This is a genomic window from Streptomyces sp. QH1-20 (genome assembly GCF_041283565.1).
GTDB lineage: Bacteria > Actinomycetota > Actinomycetes > Streptomycetales > Streptomycetaceae > Streptomyces > Streptomyces syringius.
Map to the genome: position 1 here is coordinate 7,362,151 of NZ_CP166299.1, position 16,161 is coordinate 7,378,311.

Annotated in this window: 12 protein-coding genes; 8 read left to right on the forward strand and 4 right to left on the reverse strand. The window is 72.4% G+C overall.

Annotated elements, in window-relative coordinates; all coding sequences use genetic code 11:
- Positions 1–87 precede the first annotated feature (87 nt).
- Positions 88–687, forward strand: a complete 600-nt coding sequence (locus AB8O64_RS32910; protein ID WP_370423314.1) for a hypothetical protein — start codon at positions 88–90, stop codon at positions 685–687.
- A gap of 73 nt (positions 688–760) precedes the next feature.
- Here AB8O64_RS32910 and AB8O64_RS32915 read toward each other — a convergent pair whose 3' ends face one another.
- Entirely contained in the window at positions 761–3,181 is a 2,421-nt protein-coding gene (locus AB8O64_RS32915; protein ID WP_370423316.1) for a penicillin acylase family protein, read from the reverse strand.
- 135 nt (positions 3,182–3,316) lie between these two features.
- Here AB8O64_RS32915 and AB8O64_RS32920 point away from each other — a divergent pair, with 135 nt between their 5' ends.
- Positions 3,317–4,831, forward strand: coding sequence for an acyl-CoA synthetase (locus AB8O64_RS32920; RefSeq protein WP_370423317.1), 1,515 nt, complete (start codon positions 3,317–3,319; stop codon positions 4,829–4,831).
- Positions 4,832–4,861: 30 nt separating this feature from the next.
- Here the strand turns inward: AB8O64_RS32920 and paaK are convergent, their stop codons facing one another.
- Positions 4,862–6,169, reverse strand: coding sequence for a phenylacetate--CoA ligase PaaK (gene paaK, locus AB8O64_RS32925; RefSeq protein WP_370423319.1), 1,308 nt, complete (start codon positions 6,167–6,169; stop codon positions 4,862–4,864).
- Between the two features lie 123 nt (positions 6,170–6,292).
- Positions 6,293–7,627, reverse strand: coding sequence for a cytochrome P450 (locus AB8O64_RS32930; protein WP_370423321.1), 1,335 nt, complete (start codon positions 7,625–7,627; stop codon positions 6,293–6,295).
- A 247-nt stretch (positions 7,628–7,874) separates the two neighbouring features.
- Here AB8O64_RS32930 and AB8O64_RS32935 point away from each other — a divergent pair, with 247 nt between their 5' ends.
- Positions 7,875–9,302 (forward strand): cytochrome P450, encoded by a 1,428-nt coding sequence (locus AB8O64_RS32935; protein WP_370423323.1) that lies wholly within the window; start codon positions 7,875–7,877, stop codon positions 9,300–9,302.
- A complete protein-coding gene (locus tag AB8O64_RS32940) occupies positions 9,256–10,305 on the forward strand; it encodes a hypothetical protein (protein WP_370423325.1) in 1,050 nt (349 codons plus the stop codon). The genes AB8O64_RS32935 and AB8O64_RS32940 overlap by 47 nt, the downstream gene beginning before the upstream one ends.
- 20 nt (positions 10,306–10,325) lie before the next feature.
- Here AB8O64_RS32940 and AB8O64_RS32945 read toward each other — a convergent pair whose 3' ends face one another.
- Positions 10,326–11,984, reverse strand: a complete 1,659-nt coding sequence (locus AB8O64_RS32945) for an acyl-CoA synthetase (protein ID WP_370423327.1) — start codon at positions 11,982–11,984, stop codon at positions 10,326–10,328.
- A gap of 176 nt (positions 11,985–12,160) precedes the next feature.
- Here AB8O64_RS32945 and AB8O64_RS32950 point away from each other — a divergent pair, with 176 nt between their 5' ends.
- From AB8O64_RS32950 to AB8O64_RS32965, 4 genes are read left to right on the forward strand one after another with little or no spacing between them, the layout of a single operon-like run.
- Positions 12,161–12,961: a crotonase/enoyl-CoA hydratase family protein gene (locus tag AB8O64_RS32950; RefSeq protein WP_370423329.1), complete on the forward strand. Its 801-nt coding sequence runs from the start codon at positions 12,161–12,163 to the stop codon at positions 12,959–12,961.
- A 27-nt stretch (positions 12,962–12,988) separates the two neighbouring features.
- Positions 12,989–13,939: a Zn-ribbon domain-containing OB-fold protein gene (locus tag AB8O64_RS32955; protein WP_370423330.1), complete on the forward strand. Its 951-nt coding sequence runs from the start codon at positions 12,989–12,991 to the stop codon at positions 13,937–13,939.
- Positions 13,936–14,985, forward strand: a complete 1,050-nt coding sequence (locus AB8O64_RS32960; protein WP_370423331.1) for a thiolase domain-containing protein — start codon at positions 13,936–13,938, stop codon at positions 14,983–14,985. Before AB8O64_RS32955 ends, AB8O64_RS32960 begins: the two co-directional genes overlap by 4 nt.
- The gene (locus tag AB8O64_RS32965; RefSeq protein ID WP_356449801.1) at positions 14,982–16,148 is read left to right on the forward strand and encodes a thiolase domain-containing protein; all 1,167 of its coding nucleotides are present in this window, start codon (positions 14,982–14,984) and stop codon (positions 16,146–16,148) included. Before AB8O64_RS32960 ends, AB8O64_RS32965 begins: the two co-directional genes overlap by 4 nt.
- Positions 16,149–16,161 lie beyond the last annotated feature (13 nt).

Consider the following 16,161-nt stretch of genomic DNA (forward strand, 5'->3'; position numbering starts at 1 on the left):
CCGGCCGCCTCGGCCCACGCGGTTCCGCTCTCCTCCCCGGCTCGCTAGACATGTCCGCTGTCAGCCCATCAACAGGAGGACACCACTGTGAACGGCTTCGTCACCAAGAGCGGAAAAGCCCTGCTCGCCCTGTCCGTCACCGCCGTGCTCGGCGCGACGGGCATGAGCACCGCCCACGCGGGCCCGGCCGCCACGGACACCGGGCGCGGCCAGACCTCGGCCGGTGCGCCGCGCACGGCCGCCGAAGCGGTGCGGGCCGAACTGGGCAAGCGCGCGACGAACGGACCGGACGCCCGCATCGTGTGCTACCGCGCCCATGTCGCGGGCATCGGCTGGCAGTCGGCCGTCTGTGACGGCAGCATCGCCGGCACCACGGGCCAGAGCAGAGCCATCGAGGCCCTGGAGGTCGCCACCGGCAACGTCGGCGGCCTGTGCCTCAACGCCCATCTGCAAGGCATCGGCTGGCAGGGCACCCGCTGCGGCGCGGACTACACCAACGTCGTCGTGGGGACCACAGGCCAGTCCCGCCGGATGGAAGCGCTCTCCGTCAGCGTCAACTCCGGATCCGTGGCGGCCCGGGCGCACGTACAGAACCTCGGCTGGCTCGGGTCCGTGCGCGGCAACCCCGTCACCGTCGGCACGACCGGCCGCTCGCTGCGACTGGAAGCGGTCCAGATCTGGGTCTGACCCACGCCGGGACCACGGCCAGGGGCGCACCGCGCGATGCCGCGCGGTGCGCCCCCGTCGCGTTCGGAGCGGATCAGTGCTCGCTCACCCGCACCACCTTGAGCTTCGGTGACGCGAGGATGTCCTTCTCACAGAACCGGCTCGTGACCATGCGCCCCGCCGAGAACAGCTCGGTCTGGTCGCTGTAGTGCGGCGAGAGCGGGTTGGAGGACTGCCCGTAGGTCAGCAGCGTACGGGCCACGGGGCAGCCACTGCCGTCGAAGCCGACGGCCTGGATGTAGCTGGAGCCGTGCACCACCTCGTGGTAACCGCCGCGCTGTGCGTCCCAGCGGGCCGTGATCACGTTCCAGATGCCCAGCGCGTGGGCGCCGCCGGAGAGCGGGATGCGCTTGCCGTTCCGCACGACGAACTGGTGCTCGCCCCACGGGGCGTCCAGCGCGATGCCTGCCGCGCGCAGCTCGCCGACCGCGTCGGCCAGCGCCTTGGCGAAGCCCGGGTCCGCGGTGTTGAGGGTGTTCGGGGTGGTGACGGGGGCGGCCGCCGAGAACGGCACCCGCCACAGCCGCTGCTCCGGAACGGAGCGGACCAGAGCGCGCCAGAAGCGGTCGAAGAGCAGCGCGCCCCTGCTGCCGGCCCGCACGGTCCGGTCCCAGCCGGCCAGCACGTCACACGCCGCCGAGACGTCGACGGCCTTGCCGTCGCTGCCGGTGGCCCTGCCGCCCGGCAGCGCCGCACACGCCTTCGCCGCGTCCTTGGCCGCCAGATCACCCGCGTGCGACCGGTTGGCGAACTCCTGCCGCTGAAGGTCGGCCACCTTCAGCTTGCCGCGCTCGGCCATGGCCGCGACGTCCTCGATGACACCGCGGGTGCGCAGCGAACGCGTGGTGCCGATGTCGCCGAAGATCCTGGGGTAGCCGGTGAACGGCCGGTCCGCGTTGGCGAGCCAGGCGCTGTCGTTGGCGTTCTCGGCGTACGGGGCGTCGACCAGCGTCGGCATCGCGGCCGGGCCGAATGTCCCGGGCTGCAGCGCGTCGGGGTCGTTGCCGAGCGCGCAGTCCCGGCGCGAGCCGTCCAGCACCGCGAGGCCCGAGGCCGGGAAGACCTGCCGGCCGAGCGGAGTGGAACACCGCTTCGCCAGCTCGTCGGTGACCCGCGGCAGCACCTGTGACTGGGTGTAGAGGCTGTGGCCCCGGGAGTCGGCGGCGATGGTGTTGACCCACGGCAGCCCCTGGGTGCGGCGCAGCGCGTCCTGGACACCGCGCACCCCATGGGCCTTGCTCAGCGCCAGGAAGGTGTCGGTCATCCGTAGATTTTCTGTGCTGGGGTCGACGAGTGTGTGGACGGAGTCGGCCGTCCACGGCAGGGGAATGTCCTCCATGCTGGTCGTGACCGGACCGAAGCGGGTCCACCACTGGGTGCGGGTGACCTCGGTGGTGCGGCCGTCCTTGCCCCGCACCGGCACGGTGACCGCGCGCTCGGTCATGCGCTCGCGCTTGCCGTCGACGAGGTAGGAGTACGGGTCGCCGGGCACGGTCTTGAGCTCGTACACACTCATGGCCATGCCGGTGGCGACCGTGTAGCTCCAGGCCATGTCCGCGTTGTGGCCGACGGTGACGACCGGCACGCCGAGCAGCGAGCCGCCCGCGACGTTCAGCTCGCCGGGGATCGTCAGCTGCGTCTGCCAGAACCGGGCGCCGCCCTGCCACGGGTAGTGCAGATTGCCGTGCAGCAGGCCGCGTGCGTCGGCGGTGGTGGAGCCGGAGAAGGCGACCGCGTTGGACCCCATGGTGTTGCCGCGGCGGACGAGGAGCTCGCGGGACGCCTTGGCCGGGTCGAGAGCCCCGGCGGTGCGGGCGGGCTTCTTGTCCTGCGGCCGGGGGGCCGTGGTGCCGTCCACGACCGCGCCGTGGCCGGCCAGCTGCGTGATCGCGTGGAGGCGTCGCGCCACCTCCAGGGTGGTCACCGGGCGGACCCAGTCCGCCGTGCGGCAGGCCGGGTCGGTGATCCTGTTCTGCCGCAGCCAGGCGTTGTACCCGGCGGCCCAGCCGCGCATCAGCTCCTTGGCCTGCCGGGTCGGACCGAGGGGCGCGGGCCGGTCGAGGAGCTTCTCCACGGTCCTCGCCTCCCGCAGCCCCCGGAAGTGCAGATCGCTGGAGAGGTTGGTGGCGGCCGCGGACAGCGAACGGTCGGGCGCGGCGTCGCCGCCGAAGTGACGCGAGCGGTCGCCGCGCAGGGTGACGAACCCGTCGGCGAGCGTGCACACCTGGTCGGTGGCCTGCGCCCAGCCCTGGCCGAACCCCAGCTGGGCGTAGTCCTTGCCGGTGATGTGCGGGATTCCGTACTCGGTGTAGCGGATGACGGCGGACAGCCCGCCGCCCGACGGTCTGTCCGTGCGGTCCGGGGCGGCGGCCGAGGCGGGCAGCGCCGTGGCTGCGGTCAGCAGCGCCAGCCCCCCTACGGTCAGCGCGCGTAAGCGGTGACGGAGGTGCACCATGAACTCCCCTATGAAGAGCGGAGAAACAGTTGTCTGCGAGGGGTCAGACGCAGCCGCCGCGCCGTCAGTTGACCGTCTCGTGCGTGTTCTCCGGTGCCCTTGACGCGGGCCCGGGCGCGCCCGCAGGATCCGGCCATGTCTTCACGGCCTTCAGCACGCGAGAGCACGGTGGACGGCGTCCTGCGGCGCAGCGCCCGGCGGGTACCGGGGCGGACCGCCCTGCGGTACGGGGAGCGCGCCTGGACGTACCGCGAGCTCGACGAGGCGGTGACCGGCGCGGCCCGGGTGCTGCTGGAGCACGGCCTGCGGTCCGGTGACCGCGTCGCCGCGTACGGGCACAACTCCGACGCCTATCTGATCGGCTTCCTGGGCTGCGCCCGCGCCGGGCTGGTGCATGTGCCCGTCAACCACCACCTCACCGGTGAGGACCTGCGCTACCTCCTCGAACAGTCCGGTGCCGCCCTGGTGCTCACCGACCCGCACCTCGCACACCGGCTGCCGGGTGAGGTGCGCGCGCTGCCGCTGCGCGATGCCACCGGATCCCTGCTGGAGCGGCTCGTGGCCCGGCCGGGGACGGTCACGGTCCTGGCCGGCGGCCCGGACGAGGGCGATCTCGCGCAGTTGCTCTACACCTCCGGCACCACCGCGCTGCCCAAGGGCGCGATGATGACGCACAGCGCGCTGGTGCACGCCTACACCAGTGCCGTCCTGGCCCTCGATCTGAAGGAGACGGACCGGCCTCTCCACGCGCTGCCGCTCTACCACTCGGCGCAGCTGCATGTCTTCCTGATGCCGTATCTGGCGGTGGGCGCGGAGAACATCGTCATCGACGCCCCCGATCCGTACCGGATCCTCGAACTCGTCTCCGCCGGGCACGTCGGCAGTTTCTTCGCCCCGCCGACCGTATGGATCGCGCTGGCCGGCCACCCGGGTTTCGCCACCCGCGATCTGAGCGCCCTGCGCAAGGCGTACTACGGGGCCTCCGTCATGCCCGTCCCCGTCCTGGAACGGCTGCGCGCCCGCCTCCCCGGCCTCGCCTTCTACAACTGCTTTGGCCAGAGCGAGATCGGCCCGCTGGCCATGGTCCTCGGTCCGCACGAGCACGAGGGGCGACTGGAGTCGTGCGGGCGGCCGGTGCTGTTCGTCGAGGCCCGGGTCGTGGACGAGCAGGGCCGCGAGGTGCCCGCCGGTACCACGGGCGAAGTCGTCTACCGCTCACCGCAGTTGTGCGAGGGCTACTGGGACAAGCCGGAGGAGACGGCGGAGGCCTTCCGCGACGGCTGGTTCCACTCCGGCGATCTCGCCGTCCGCGACGACGAGGGCTATTTCACCGTCGTCGACCGGGTCAAGGACGTCATCAACTCGGGTGGTGTGCTCGTCGCCTCCCGCCAGGTCGAGGACGTTCTCTACGGGCACCCGGCCGTCACCGAGGCGGCGGTGATCGGACTGCCGGACGAGCGGTGGATCGAGGCGGTCACGGCCGTGGTCGTCGTACGCGACAAGGTCGGTGAAGGGGAGCTGATCGCCTACGCGCGTGAGCGGCTCGCCGCGTTCAAGGCACCCAAGCGCGTGCTGTTCGTGGACCGGCTGCCGCGCAACGCCAGTGGGAAGATCCTCAAGCGGGAGCTGCGCGAGCGCTTCGGCTCGTGAGAGGCGGCCGCCACCGGCGCACGGCGCGGATCACGACGGGCTCTTCGGGCGCAGGTCGACGATCCGCTTGAGTTTGCCCACCGACCGCTCCAGGGTCTCGGGGGCCACGATCTCGACCGCAACCGAGACCCCGATCCCGTCCTTCACCCGCCGGACGATGTCCGAGGCCGCCGCCGCCCGCTGTTCGGGCGTGGCCCCCTGACGGGCCTCGGCCCGCACGGTGAGCCGGTCCAGCCGTCCCTCGCGGGTCAGCCGTAGCTGGAAGTGCGGGGCGATGCCGGGGGTGCCGAGGACGATCTCCTCGATCTGCGCGGGGAAGAGATTGACCCCGCGCAGGATGACCATGTCGTCGCTGCGGCCGGTGATCTTCTCCATCCGGCGGAAGGCGGGGCGGGCGGTGCCGGGCAGCAGCCGGGTCAGATCGCGGGTGCGGTAGCGGACGACGGGCATGGCCTCCTTGGTGAGCGAGGTGAAGACGAGCTCGCCGTGGCCGCCCTCGGGGACCAGCTCCCCGGTGAGGGGGTCGACGATCTCCGGGTAGAAGTGGTCCTCCCAGATGTGCGGGCCGTCCTTGGTCTCCACGCACTCCTGGGCGACGCCGGGGCCCATGACCTCCGAGAGCCCGTATATGTCGACGGCGTCGATGGCGAAGCGGTCCTCGATCTCCCGGCGCATCCCCTCGCCCCACGGTTCGGCACCGAAGATGCCGACCCGCAGCGACGTGGAGCGGGGATCCACCCCCTGGCGTTCGAACTCGTCGAGCAGCGTGAGCATGTAGGACGGCGTCACCATGATGACCTCGGGCCGGAAGTCCACGATGATCCGTACCTGGCGCGCGGTCATGCCGCCGGAGGCGGGGATCACCGTGCAGCCGAGCCGCTCGGCGCCGTAGTGCGCGCCCAGACCGCCGGTGAACAGCCCGTAGCCGTAGGCCACGTGGACCGTCTCGCCCGGCCGGCCGCCGGCGGCGCGGATGGAGCGGGCGACGACATCGGCCCAGGTGTCGAGATCCCGCTCGGTGTAGCCGACGACGGTCGGCTCGCCGGTGGTGCCGCTGGACGCGTGGACGCGCCGCACCTCGGCCCGGGGCACGGCGAACATGCCGAAGGGGTACTCGGCACGCAGATCGGCCTTGGTGGTGAAGGGGAACAGCGCCAGATCGGCGAGGCTGCGGCAGTCCTCGGGGCGCACCCCGGCCGCGTCGAACGAGCGCCGGTAGAAGTCGACGTGGTCGTAGGCGTGCCGCAGTGTGGAGCGCAGCCTGTTCAGTTGCAGTGCCGCCAGCTCCTCGTGCGAGAGCCGCTCCGCCGCGTCGGGAAGTCCCCGGGAATCCGTCATGTGCTCCACCGCCCTGCCGAGCCGACCGATCATTCGGTAGCCATCTGTGTGATCAAGTAACCAGCAGCCCGGGGCGGTAGTCAAGGAGTACGACGCGAGCCCGGCAGGACCCACCACGCGGCACTACCGGTGACGCGGCACGAGACTCAGGCCCGTGGGGCTGGGGATGGGCTCCCGCACCGACACTCCCACCCGCACACCGGGCGGCCGCCGAAGCCGCCACCGTCCGCCCACCGCCGCCAGCGTCGCCATCATCTCCGCGCAGGCGAAATTGTCCCCGACGCACTTGAACCTGCCCCCGCCGAACGGAACGAACGCGTGCCGGGCCGGCTCCCATCCGCTCCCCGGCAGCCACCGTTCCGGCGAGAACACCGCCGGTCGCGGACAGAAACGGGGGTCGGTGTGCAGCGAGTGCTGGCTGTAGGCCGTGTCGGTGCCGCACGGCAGCATCACCCCGCCCAGTTCCACGGCGGCGGTGGTGCGCTGCGTCACCAACTGGACCGAGTGCAGCCGCATCGTCTCGTACATCACCGCCCGGGTGTAGGGCAGGCGGTTCAGGTCCGCCGTCGTCAAAGGGGCGTCGGCCGACCCGCCGATCTCGGTGAGCATCCGCTCCTCGGCCCCGGGGCGCAGCGCCAGATGGAACCACGCCCACGCCAGCGTGGCCGGCACATTGGCCACCCCGCCGATGAGCATGGCGATGACCTCGTCGCACACCAGGTCGTCGCTCAGCGGCCGTCCGGTGTCCGGATCGCGCGCCGCCAGCAGGCACGCCACCATGTCGCCCTCGCTCCGCGGGGCCCGCCCCCGGCAGGCGGCCACCGCCTCCTCCACCACGGCACGCATCCGGGCCATTGCCTCGTCGCCGCGCCGCACAAAGGGCAGCGGCAGCCGGTCCACCACCTTCGGCATCATCGGGCGCTCGACCGCGGCCTTCTCCACCACCGGCAGCACCCGGCTCAGCTGGGAGAGGACCTGCTCGGTCATGCGCCCGGAGAACAGCGTCTCGGCCGTCACCGCCACCGAAAGACCCTTCATGGCATGCAGCACGTCCACCGGCCTTCCTTCCTCCCAGGAGGCGCAGAGCTTTTCCGCCTGCCGGTGGATGGTCACCAGGTGCCGTTCGACATGCGCCGGGGTGAACGCCTTCTGGATGGTGCGCCGCTGCCGGTGGTACAGCTCCCCGTCCGAGGTGATCACACCGTGGCCCAGCAGGGGCACCATCCGCTGGAACTGCTTGCCCCGCCCGAAGCTGCGTCCCTTGGACGACTGCACCTGATGCACCAGGGCGGGGTCGGTCACCACGTACACCGGCGCGGTACCCAGCCGGATACGCACCAAGGGCCCGACCTGTCGCAGCGATTCCAGGAAGCGCAGCCGGTGCCGGGCGAGCCGGTGAAGATGCCCCACCCCCGGCAGCCCGCCGGGAGCGGTGGGTACGTCACTGATGGTGTTCACACGCCGCCCCCTCGTGCCCGCGTCCTGCCCCTGACCGCACCACTGTGCCCATCCAACTGCCGCCCCGGGAAGGCGTGCCGACCCGCCCGGCCCGCGCCCCTCACGCGCTACCGCGCACGCTCTTACCGAGCGGGCCGGGCGGCGCCAGCATGGAGGGCCGCAGGGGCTCTGTCGTGCGCTTTCCCCTCCCGGAGCGTGCGCTTCTCCCTTCGGGAGCAGGGATCACAGGACCGGAAGAAGGGGCCATATGTCCGCGCCCGCTACAACCGTCATCCCGCCCACGGCCGCCAAGGCCCTCCCGCTTCTGGGTCATACGCTGCCGATGTGGCGCGACCCCATGCCGTTCCTCCTCGAGCAGCACGCCCTCGCCCCCGTGGTGCGGCTGCGCCTCGGTCCCAAGCTCGTCCACCTCGTCACCCGCCCCGGCCCGGTGCGTCAGGTGCTGGTCACCGAGCAGCACCGGTTCGACAAGGGCGGCCCGTTCGTCGACGCGGCCCGCACCCTGATCGGCGACGGCCTCGGCACCTGCTCGGCGGAGGACCACCGCTATCAGCGGCCCCTGATGAACGAGGCGTTCCGCCGGCCGTGCATCGACTCCTACACCACCGCCATGGTCGAGTGCGCCGAAGACATGGTCGCCTCATGGCAGCCGGGTCAGATCGTGGATGTCTGCCGGGAGATGCGCCGGCTGGCCTGCCGTGCCCTGACCCGCACCCTGTTCTCGGACCCCGCCCAGGCGCGGCTCACCCTCGAGATCGAAGAGGCCTACACCGTCCTGATGCCCGGCATGTGGTGGCAGATGGTCATCCCCGTCGGTCTGGTGCACAAGGCCCCCCTGCCGGCCAATCGCCGCTTTGCCAGGGCCCGCGTCACCGCGCGCTCCCTGATCGGCCGGATGGTCGCCGCCTACCGGGCCCGCGGAGCCGGCCTGGACGACGGGCTCTCCATGATCATGTCCGCCAGGGACGACCGGGGGCGGGGCTTCACCGACGAGGAGGTGTGCGATCAGATCGCCACCCTCATGATCGGCGGCATCCCCGCCACCGCGGACCTGCTGGCGTGGATGTTCTGCGTCCTGTCCCGGGACGCCACCTTGGAGAAGGACCTGCACGGGGAGGTGGATGCCGTACTGGCCGGGCGCGCCCCCGCCCACGACGACGTTCCTCGCCTGCCCCGCCTGGGCCGGGCCCTCACCGAGACCCTGCGGCTGTATCCGTCGGTCTCGGTCCTCAGCCGTAAGGTCACCCGGCATGTCCGCCTCGAAGGCGCCGCTCTGTCGCCGGGGGACGAAGTCATGTTCAGCCCTTACTGCCTGCACCGGGACGCCGAAGTCTTCCCCGACCCGGAACGCTTCTCCGCCGACCGCTGGCTGCCCGGTCAGGTGCGCCCCGAACAGCGCGCAGCGTTCATCCCGTTCGGCTCCGGCACCCGCAAGTGCATCGGCGACACCTATGGCATCACCGAGGCCACGCTGGCCGCCGCCGTCGTCCTGTCCCGGGTCGCTCTCGCGAAGGTCCCCGGCACACCGGACCCGGCGCCACTGCTGCGCATGACGCTCTCACCCGTCCCCTTGAAGCTGACGGTCGAGCCACGCGGCATCCGAGACCAGGGACACCAGGAGGCCGCCGATGGAACCACAGCGCGCCGCTGCCCCGCCCACCCTGCCGCCGACTGATCCGACGCACCCGGCGGCGGGGCTCCGCGCACCACACCTCTGGTGCCCCGTCGCCCCGGCGTGCCACCCGGACGAGAAGGAGGTGACCGAGCGGACCGTCACCTGGATGCGGCGCTTCGGCTACATCACCACGCCCGCCGAGGAAGTCATGGCCCGGGAGGCCCGGTTCGGTGAACTGGGCGCGTTGACCTACCCGCACGGCGGGCTCGAGGGAGCGGTGCTGGCGGCACAGCTGATGGTGTGGCTGTTCCTCCAGGACGACCGGTTCTGCGAACGGGCGCCGGCGCAGGGCAGGATCGAGGAGCTGGCCGAGCACATCCTGTGGTCGCAGCGGGTGCTGCACAGCCGGCGCGAGACCCCCACGGTCCCCGAGCCCTATCTGGAAGCCCTGGTGGACCTGCGCGGCAGACTGGCCCGTATGGCGGCCGACCCGGAGCAGGTGGAGCGCGTCGCCGACGGGTTCAACCGGTATCTGGGCGCGGTGGCGGCGGAGGCGATCTACCGCGCCAAGGGCATCGCGCCGGACCTCGGCCAGTACCTCCGGCTCCGGGAGTCCACGATCCTGATGCGCGGCGTGTGTTTCGTCATCATCGAACTGGCCGACGACTGCTATCTGCCGGGCCCGGTGTGGGCGAGGCGCGATGTACGCCTGTGCGAGCAGGCGGCTGCCCGTGCCATCGCCTACACCCACGACGTTCTCTCAGGCATCCGCGAACTGTACTGGCCGGGCCACATCAATCTGATCACCGTGCTGGCCGGTCACTTCAACTGCTCCCTGGCGGAGGCGTTGGACAGGGCGGTGGGCATGTGCGAGGAACAGATGAAGCGGTTCGACCGTCTGGCCAAGCCGCTGGCCGAGGAGGGGGACGCACGGCTGGCCCGGTACGTCCGGGGCCTGGGGGCGTGGATCCGGGGCAACCTGGACTGGTCGATGAGCTGCGGCCGGTACCACCTGGCCTCGCCACGACCGCCCGGCGAGCTTCCCTCGTTGTTCGGCGGATAGGGGGGACCGGCGGGTGCGCGTCAGGCCTTCGCCTCGATGCCGTCCCCGCCGTCGCCCCCGGCCGCCGCCCGCGCCACCTCACGCGCCCACCGGTAGTCCGCCTTGCCGCTGGGGGAGCGCCGGACGTGGTCGGTGAGGACGACGACGCGCGGGATCTTGTAGCCCGCGAGCCGGGCCCGGCAGTGGGTCCGTACGGCGTCGGCCGTCAGGGGCGCGGCACCCTCACGGGGCTGGACTACGGCGGCGACACGCTGGCCCCACCTCGGGTCGGGCACGCCCGCGACCAGTGCGTCGTACACATCCGGATGGGCCTTGAGGGCCTGCTCGACCTCCTCCGGATACACCTTCTCGCCACCGGTGTTGATGCACTGCGAGCCACGGCCGAGGACCGTGACCACGCCCGTCTCGTCGACCGTCGCCATGTCACCGAGCAGCACCCAGCGCTCGCCGTGCGCCCGGAAGAACGTCTCGGCGGTCTTCACGGGGTCGTTGTAGTAGCCCAGCGGCACATGGCCGCGCTGCGCGATCCGCCCCACCTCGCCGGCTGCGACTCTCTCGCGGGTCGCGGGATCCACCACGGCGGTGCGGTCGTTGACGCGCAACCGGAAGCCCCGCAGGGGCCCCGCGTCCTCGGTCGCGGTGCCGTTGAAGCCCGACTCGGAGGAGCCGAAGTTGTTCAGCAGTGCCACCTGGGGCAGGAGCGCCGCGAACTGGGCGCGCACGGTGTCGGAGAGGACGGCACCGGAGCTGCTGACGGTCAGCAGCGAGGAGCAGTCGGTGTCGCGCAGCGGCCCGGACAGCGCGTCCACCAGCGGCCGCAGCATCGCGTCGCCCACCAGCGAGAGGCTGGTCACCCGCTCGCGCGCGACGGTGCGCAGCACCTCCTCGGCCGCGTACTTGCGGTGGAGGACGACCTTCTGCCCGAAGTCGAAGGCGATGAACGAGGTGAGTGTGGAAGTGCCGTGCATCAGCGGCGGGGTGGGGAAGAAGACGAGCCCCTCGCCGCCCGCCGCGACCCGCTCGGCCACCTCCTGCGGCCGCTTCACCGGCACGCCGGTCGGCGCACCGCCGCCGAGGCCGGAGAAGAACAGGTCCTCCTGCCGCCACATCACGCCCTTGGGCAGCCCCGTGGTGCCGCCGGTGTAGATGATGAACTGGTCGTCGCCCGAGCGCGGTGCGAAGTCGCGCCAGGGCGCCCCCGACGCCTCGGCGGCCGTGAAGCCGACGGGGGCGATGTGCGGCTCTGCGGCGCCTTCGGGGGCCGTGCCCACCCGGACCAGATGCCGCAGCCGCTCGGCCCGGGGTGCGGCCGCCGCGACCCGGCCGGTGAACTCCGCGTCGAAGACCAGGGCGGCCAGATCGGCGTCCCGGTAGAGATAGGCCAACTCATCGTCCACGTAGCGGTAGTTCACATTGACCGGCACCGCCCGGATCTTCAGACAGGCCCATACGGTCTGGAGGTACTCGACGCCGTTGTAGAGGTGGAGCCCCACATGCGCGCCCGGCCCGATCCCGCTGCCTCGGAGGTGGTGGGCCAGTCGGTTGGCCGCCGTGTCCAGCTGCGCGTACGTCAGCCGCCGCTCGGCGCCGCCGCCCGGGAGGTCGAGATGGACCAGGGCCTCCCGGTCCGGCACCGTGTCGACGACCGACTCGAAGAGATCGGCGAGGTTGTAGTCCACGTCTCCTCCTGACCGGGGCCCGACCGGGGGAACAGGGGCTCGGCGGTCATTAGAGCGTCCGGGGGCCGAGGGGGGAAGGGAGTTCACCCAAGAAAACTGACGGGAAGTCAGAAATCTATTGAACCCGGCCCCCGCCTCCTGCAACCTGTTCTCCGTCTCGAGACGGGAGAACTGTCATGGGCGGGACCCCGCACCTCACCGCGGAGCGCGTCGGCGCGACCCTCGTGCTCACCCTGAACCGGCCGGAAGCCAAGAACGCCCTCTCACTGCCGATGCTGGTCGGGCTCTACGACGGCTGGCTGGCGGCCGACGCCGACGACGCGATCCGCTCGGTCGTCCTCACCGGCGCCGGCGGCGCCTTCTGTGCCGGCATGGACCTCAAGGCCCTCGCCGGCCGGGGCCAGACCCGCGATGTCTACCGCGAGCGCCTCGACGCCGACCCCGACCTGCACTGGAAGGCCATGCTCCGGCACCACCGCCCCCGCAAACCGGTCATCGCCGCCGTCGAGGGCCCCTGCGTCGCAGGCGGCACCGAGATCCTCCAGGGCACCGACATCCGCATCGCGGGCGAGAGCGCCGTCTTCGGCCTCTTCGAAGTGCGCCGCGGACTGTTCCCCATCGGCGGCTCCACCGTCCGCCTCGCCCGCCAGATCCCCCGCACCCACGCCCTGGAAATGCTGCTCACCGGACGCCCGTACCCGGCTCCGGAAGCCGAACGCATCGGGCTCATCGGACGCGTCGTCCCCGACGGCACGGCCCTCGAAGCGGCCCTGGCGACCGCCGAACTCATCAACGCCAACGGACCGCTCGCGGTCGAAGCCGTCAAGGCCTGCGTCCACGACACCGCCGGGATGAGCGAGGAGGACGGCCTCGCCCTCGAACTCCGGCGCGGCTGGCCGATCTTCGACACGGACGACGCCAAGGAAGGCGCCCGCGCCTTCGCCGAGAAGCGCCCCGCCGTCTACCGGCGCACCTGAGCCGGCCGCCGAAGGAGAACAACCGCCATGCCCGAGCCCCTGACCGCCCCCCTGGTCGTGGAATTCCCCTTCACCCGCTCCCTCGGCCCCGTACAGAGCGCGTTCCTCACCGGGCTGCGCGAGCGGACCGTCCTCGGCGTCCGGACCACCGACGGGCAGGTGCTGGTGCCCCCCGTCGAGTACGACCCCCGCACCGCCGAGGAGATCCGCGACCTCGTCGAGGTCGCCGCCACCGGCACCGTCACCACCTGGGCCTGGAACCCCGCCCCCCGCCGCGGCCAGCCGCTGCGCACCCCCTTCGCCTGGGCCCTCGTCCGCCTCGACGGCGCCGACACCGCCCTGCTGCACGCCCTCGACGCCCCGGGCCCGGACACCGTGCGTACCGGGATGCGGGTCCGCATCCGCTGGGCCCCGCAGCGAACGGGAGCGATCACCGACATCGCCTGCTTCGAGCCGCACGACGACGGGGCCACCGAGCCCACCACCCCCGCCTCCCCGCCGGGCGTGTTCGCCGACCCCGTCACCACCGTCACCACGCCCGCCCGCCTCGACTACACCTACACGCCCGGCCGCGCCCAGAGCCGCTACCTCACCGCCCTCACCGACCGCAGGACCGTGGGTGAACGCTGCCCCGCCTGCCGGAAGGTCTACGTCCCGCCCCGCGGCGCCTGCCCCACCTGCGGTGTCGCCACCGACGAAGAGGTGGAGGTCGGCCCGCGCGGCACCGTCACCACGTACTGCGTCGTCAACATCAAGGCCAAGGGCCTGGACATCGAAGTCCCCTACGTCTACGCCCACATCGCCCTCGACGGCGCCGACCTCGCCCTCCACGGCCGCATCGCCGGCATCCCCTACGACCGGGTGCGCATGGGGCTGCGCGTCGAGCCCGTATGGACCGACGGCGCCCGCTACCCCGACCACTACCGCCCCGCCGACGAACCCGACGCCGAGTACGAGACGTACAAGGAGCTGCTGTGACGCACGCCGCCAGGCACGTGGCGATCGTCGCCTTCGCGCAGAGCGCCCACCGGCGCCGCACCGACGGACTGTCCGAGGTCGAGACGCTCATGCCGGTGCTCCACGACGCCCTCGGACAGGCCGGACTCACCGCCCGCGACATCGACTTCACCTGCTCCGGGTCCAGCGACTACCTGGCCGGCCGCGCCTTCTCCTTCACCATGGCCCTCGACGGCGTCGGGGCCTGGCCGCCCATCGCCGAGTCCCACGTGGAGACGGACGGGGCCTGGGCGCTGTACGAGGCATGGGTCAAGATCCTCACCGGCGCGGCCGACACCGCGCTCGTCTACGCCTACGGCACCTCCTCGGCCGGTGACGTCCGGGACGTCCTCACCCGGCAGCTCGACCCCTACTACCTCGCCCCCCTGTGGCCCGACCCGGTCGCCCTCGCCGCCCTCCAGGCACGGGCGCTCATCGACGCGGGAGAGACCGACGAACGCGCCCTCGCCGACATCGCCGCGAGAAACCGCGCGGCCGGCCCGCCGGGCATCGCGCGCGGCACGGGGGCTGCGGACGACTACGTCGTGGCGCCGCTGCGCGTCCGCGACTGCCCGCCCATCGGCGACGGCGCCGCCGCCGTCGTCCTCGCCGCCGGGGGCACCGCCCGCCGGATCCACGACCGGCCCGCCTGGATACGCGGCATCGACCACCGCGTCGAGGCCCACGCCCTCGGCGTACGCGATCTCACCGACTCGCCCTCCACCCGCCTCGCCGCGACGCGCGCCGGGGTCTTCGACGCCCCCGTCGACACGGCGGAACTGCACGCGCCCTTCACCTCGCAGGAAATCGTGCTGCGCAAGGCGCTACGGCTGGGCGACGACGTCACCGTCAACCCCTCGGGCGGCGCCCTGGCCGCCAACCCCGTCATGGCCGCCGGCCTCATCCGGCTCGGCGAGGCCGCGGCCCGCATCCACCGCGGCGCGAGCGACCGCGCCCTCGCCCACGCCACCGCCGGCCCGTGCCTCCAGCAGAACCTCGTCGCGGTCCTGGAAGGAGAGACCCGATGACCCGAGAACCCGTGGCCGTCGTCGGAATCGGGCAGACCCGGCACGCCGCCGCCCGCCGCGACGTCTCCATCGCCGGACTGGTCCGCGAGGCCGCCCGCCGCGCACTGACCGACGCGGCGCTCACCTGGTCCGACATCGACGCCGTCGTCATCGGCAAGGCACCCGACTTCTTCGAGGGCGTCATGACGCCCGAGCACTACCTCGCCGACGCGCTCGGCGCCGTCGGCAAACCGCTGCTGCGGGTGCACACCGCGGGCTCCGTCGGCGGCTCCACCGCCCTCGTGGCCGCCGACCTCGTCGCCGCGCGCGTCCACCGGACCGTCCTGACCCTGGCCTTCGAGAAGCAGTCCGAGTCCAACGCCATGTGGGGCCTGTCGCTGCCCGTCCCCTTCCAGCAGCCCCTGCTGGCCGGCGCGGGCGGCTTCTTCGCCCCGCACGTCCGGGCGTACATGCGCCGCACCGGCGCGCCCGACGGCGTGGGCTCCCTCGTCGCCTACAAGGACCGCCGCAACGCCCTCAAGAACCCCTACGCCCACCTCCACGAACACGACATCACCCTGGAGAAGGTCCGCTCCTCGCCCATGCTCTGGGACCCGATCCGCTACTCCGAGACCTGCCCCTCCTCCGACGGGGCCTGCGCCATGGTCCTCACCGACCGCGCGGGCGCGGCCCGCGCCCCCCACCCGCCCGCGTGGCTGCACGGCGGCGCCATGCGCAGCGAACCGACGCTCTTCGCCGGCAAGGACTTCGTCTCGCCCCGCGCGGGGAAGGACTGCGCCGCCGACGTCTACCGCCAGGCCGGGATCACCGACCCGCGGCGCGAGATCGACGCCGTCGAGCTGTACGTGCCGTTCAGCTGGTACGAACCGATGTGGCTGGAGAACCTCGGCTTCGCGGCGGAGGGCGAGGGCTGGAAGCTCACCGAGGCCGGGGTGACCGCACTCGACGGCGACCTGCCCGTCAACCCCTCCGGCGGCGTCCTGTCCACCAACCCGATCGGCGCCTCCGGCATGCTCCGCTTCGCCGAGGCCGCCCTGCAGGTCCGGGGCCGGGCGGGCGAGCACCAAGTGGCGGACGCCCGCAAGGCACTCGGCCACGCCTACGGCGGGGGCGCGCAGTTCTTCTCCATGTGGCTGGTCGCCGCCGAACCCCCCACGACCTGACGGGAGTACGGGC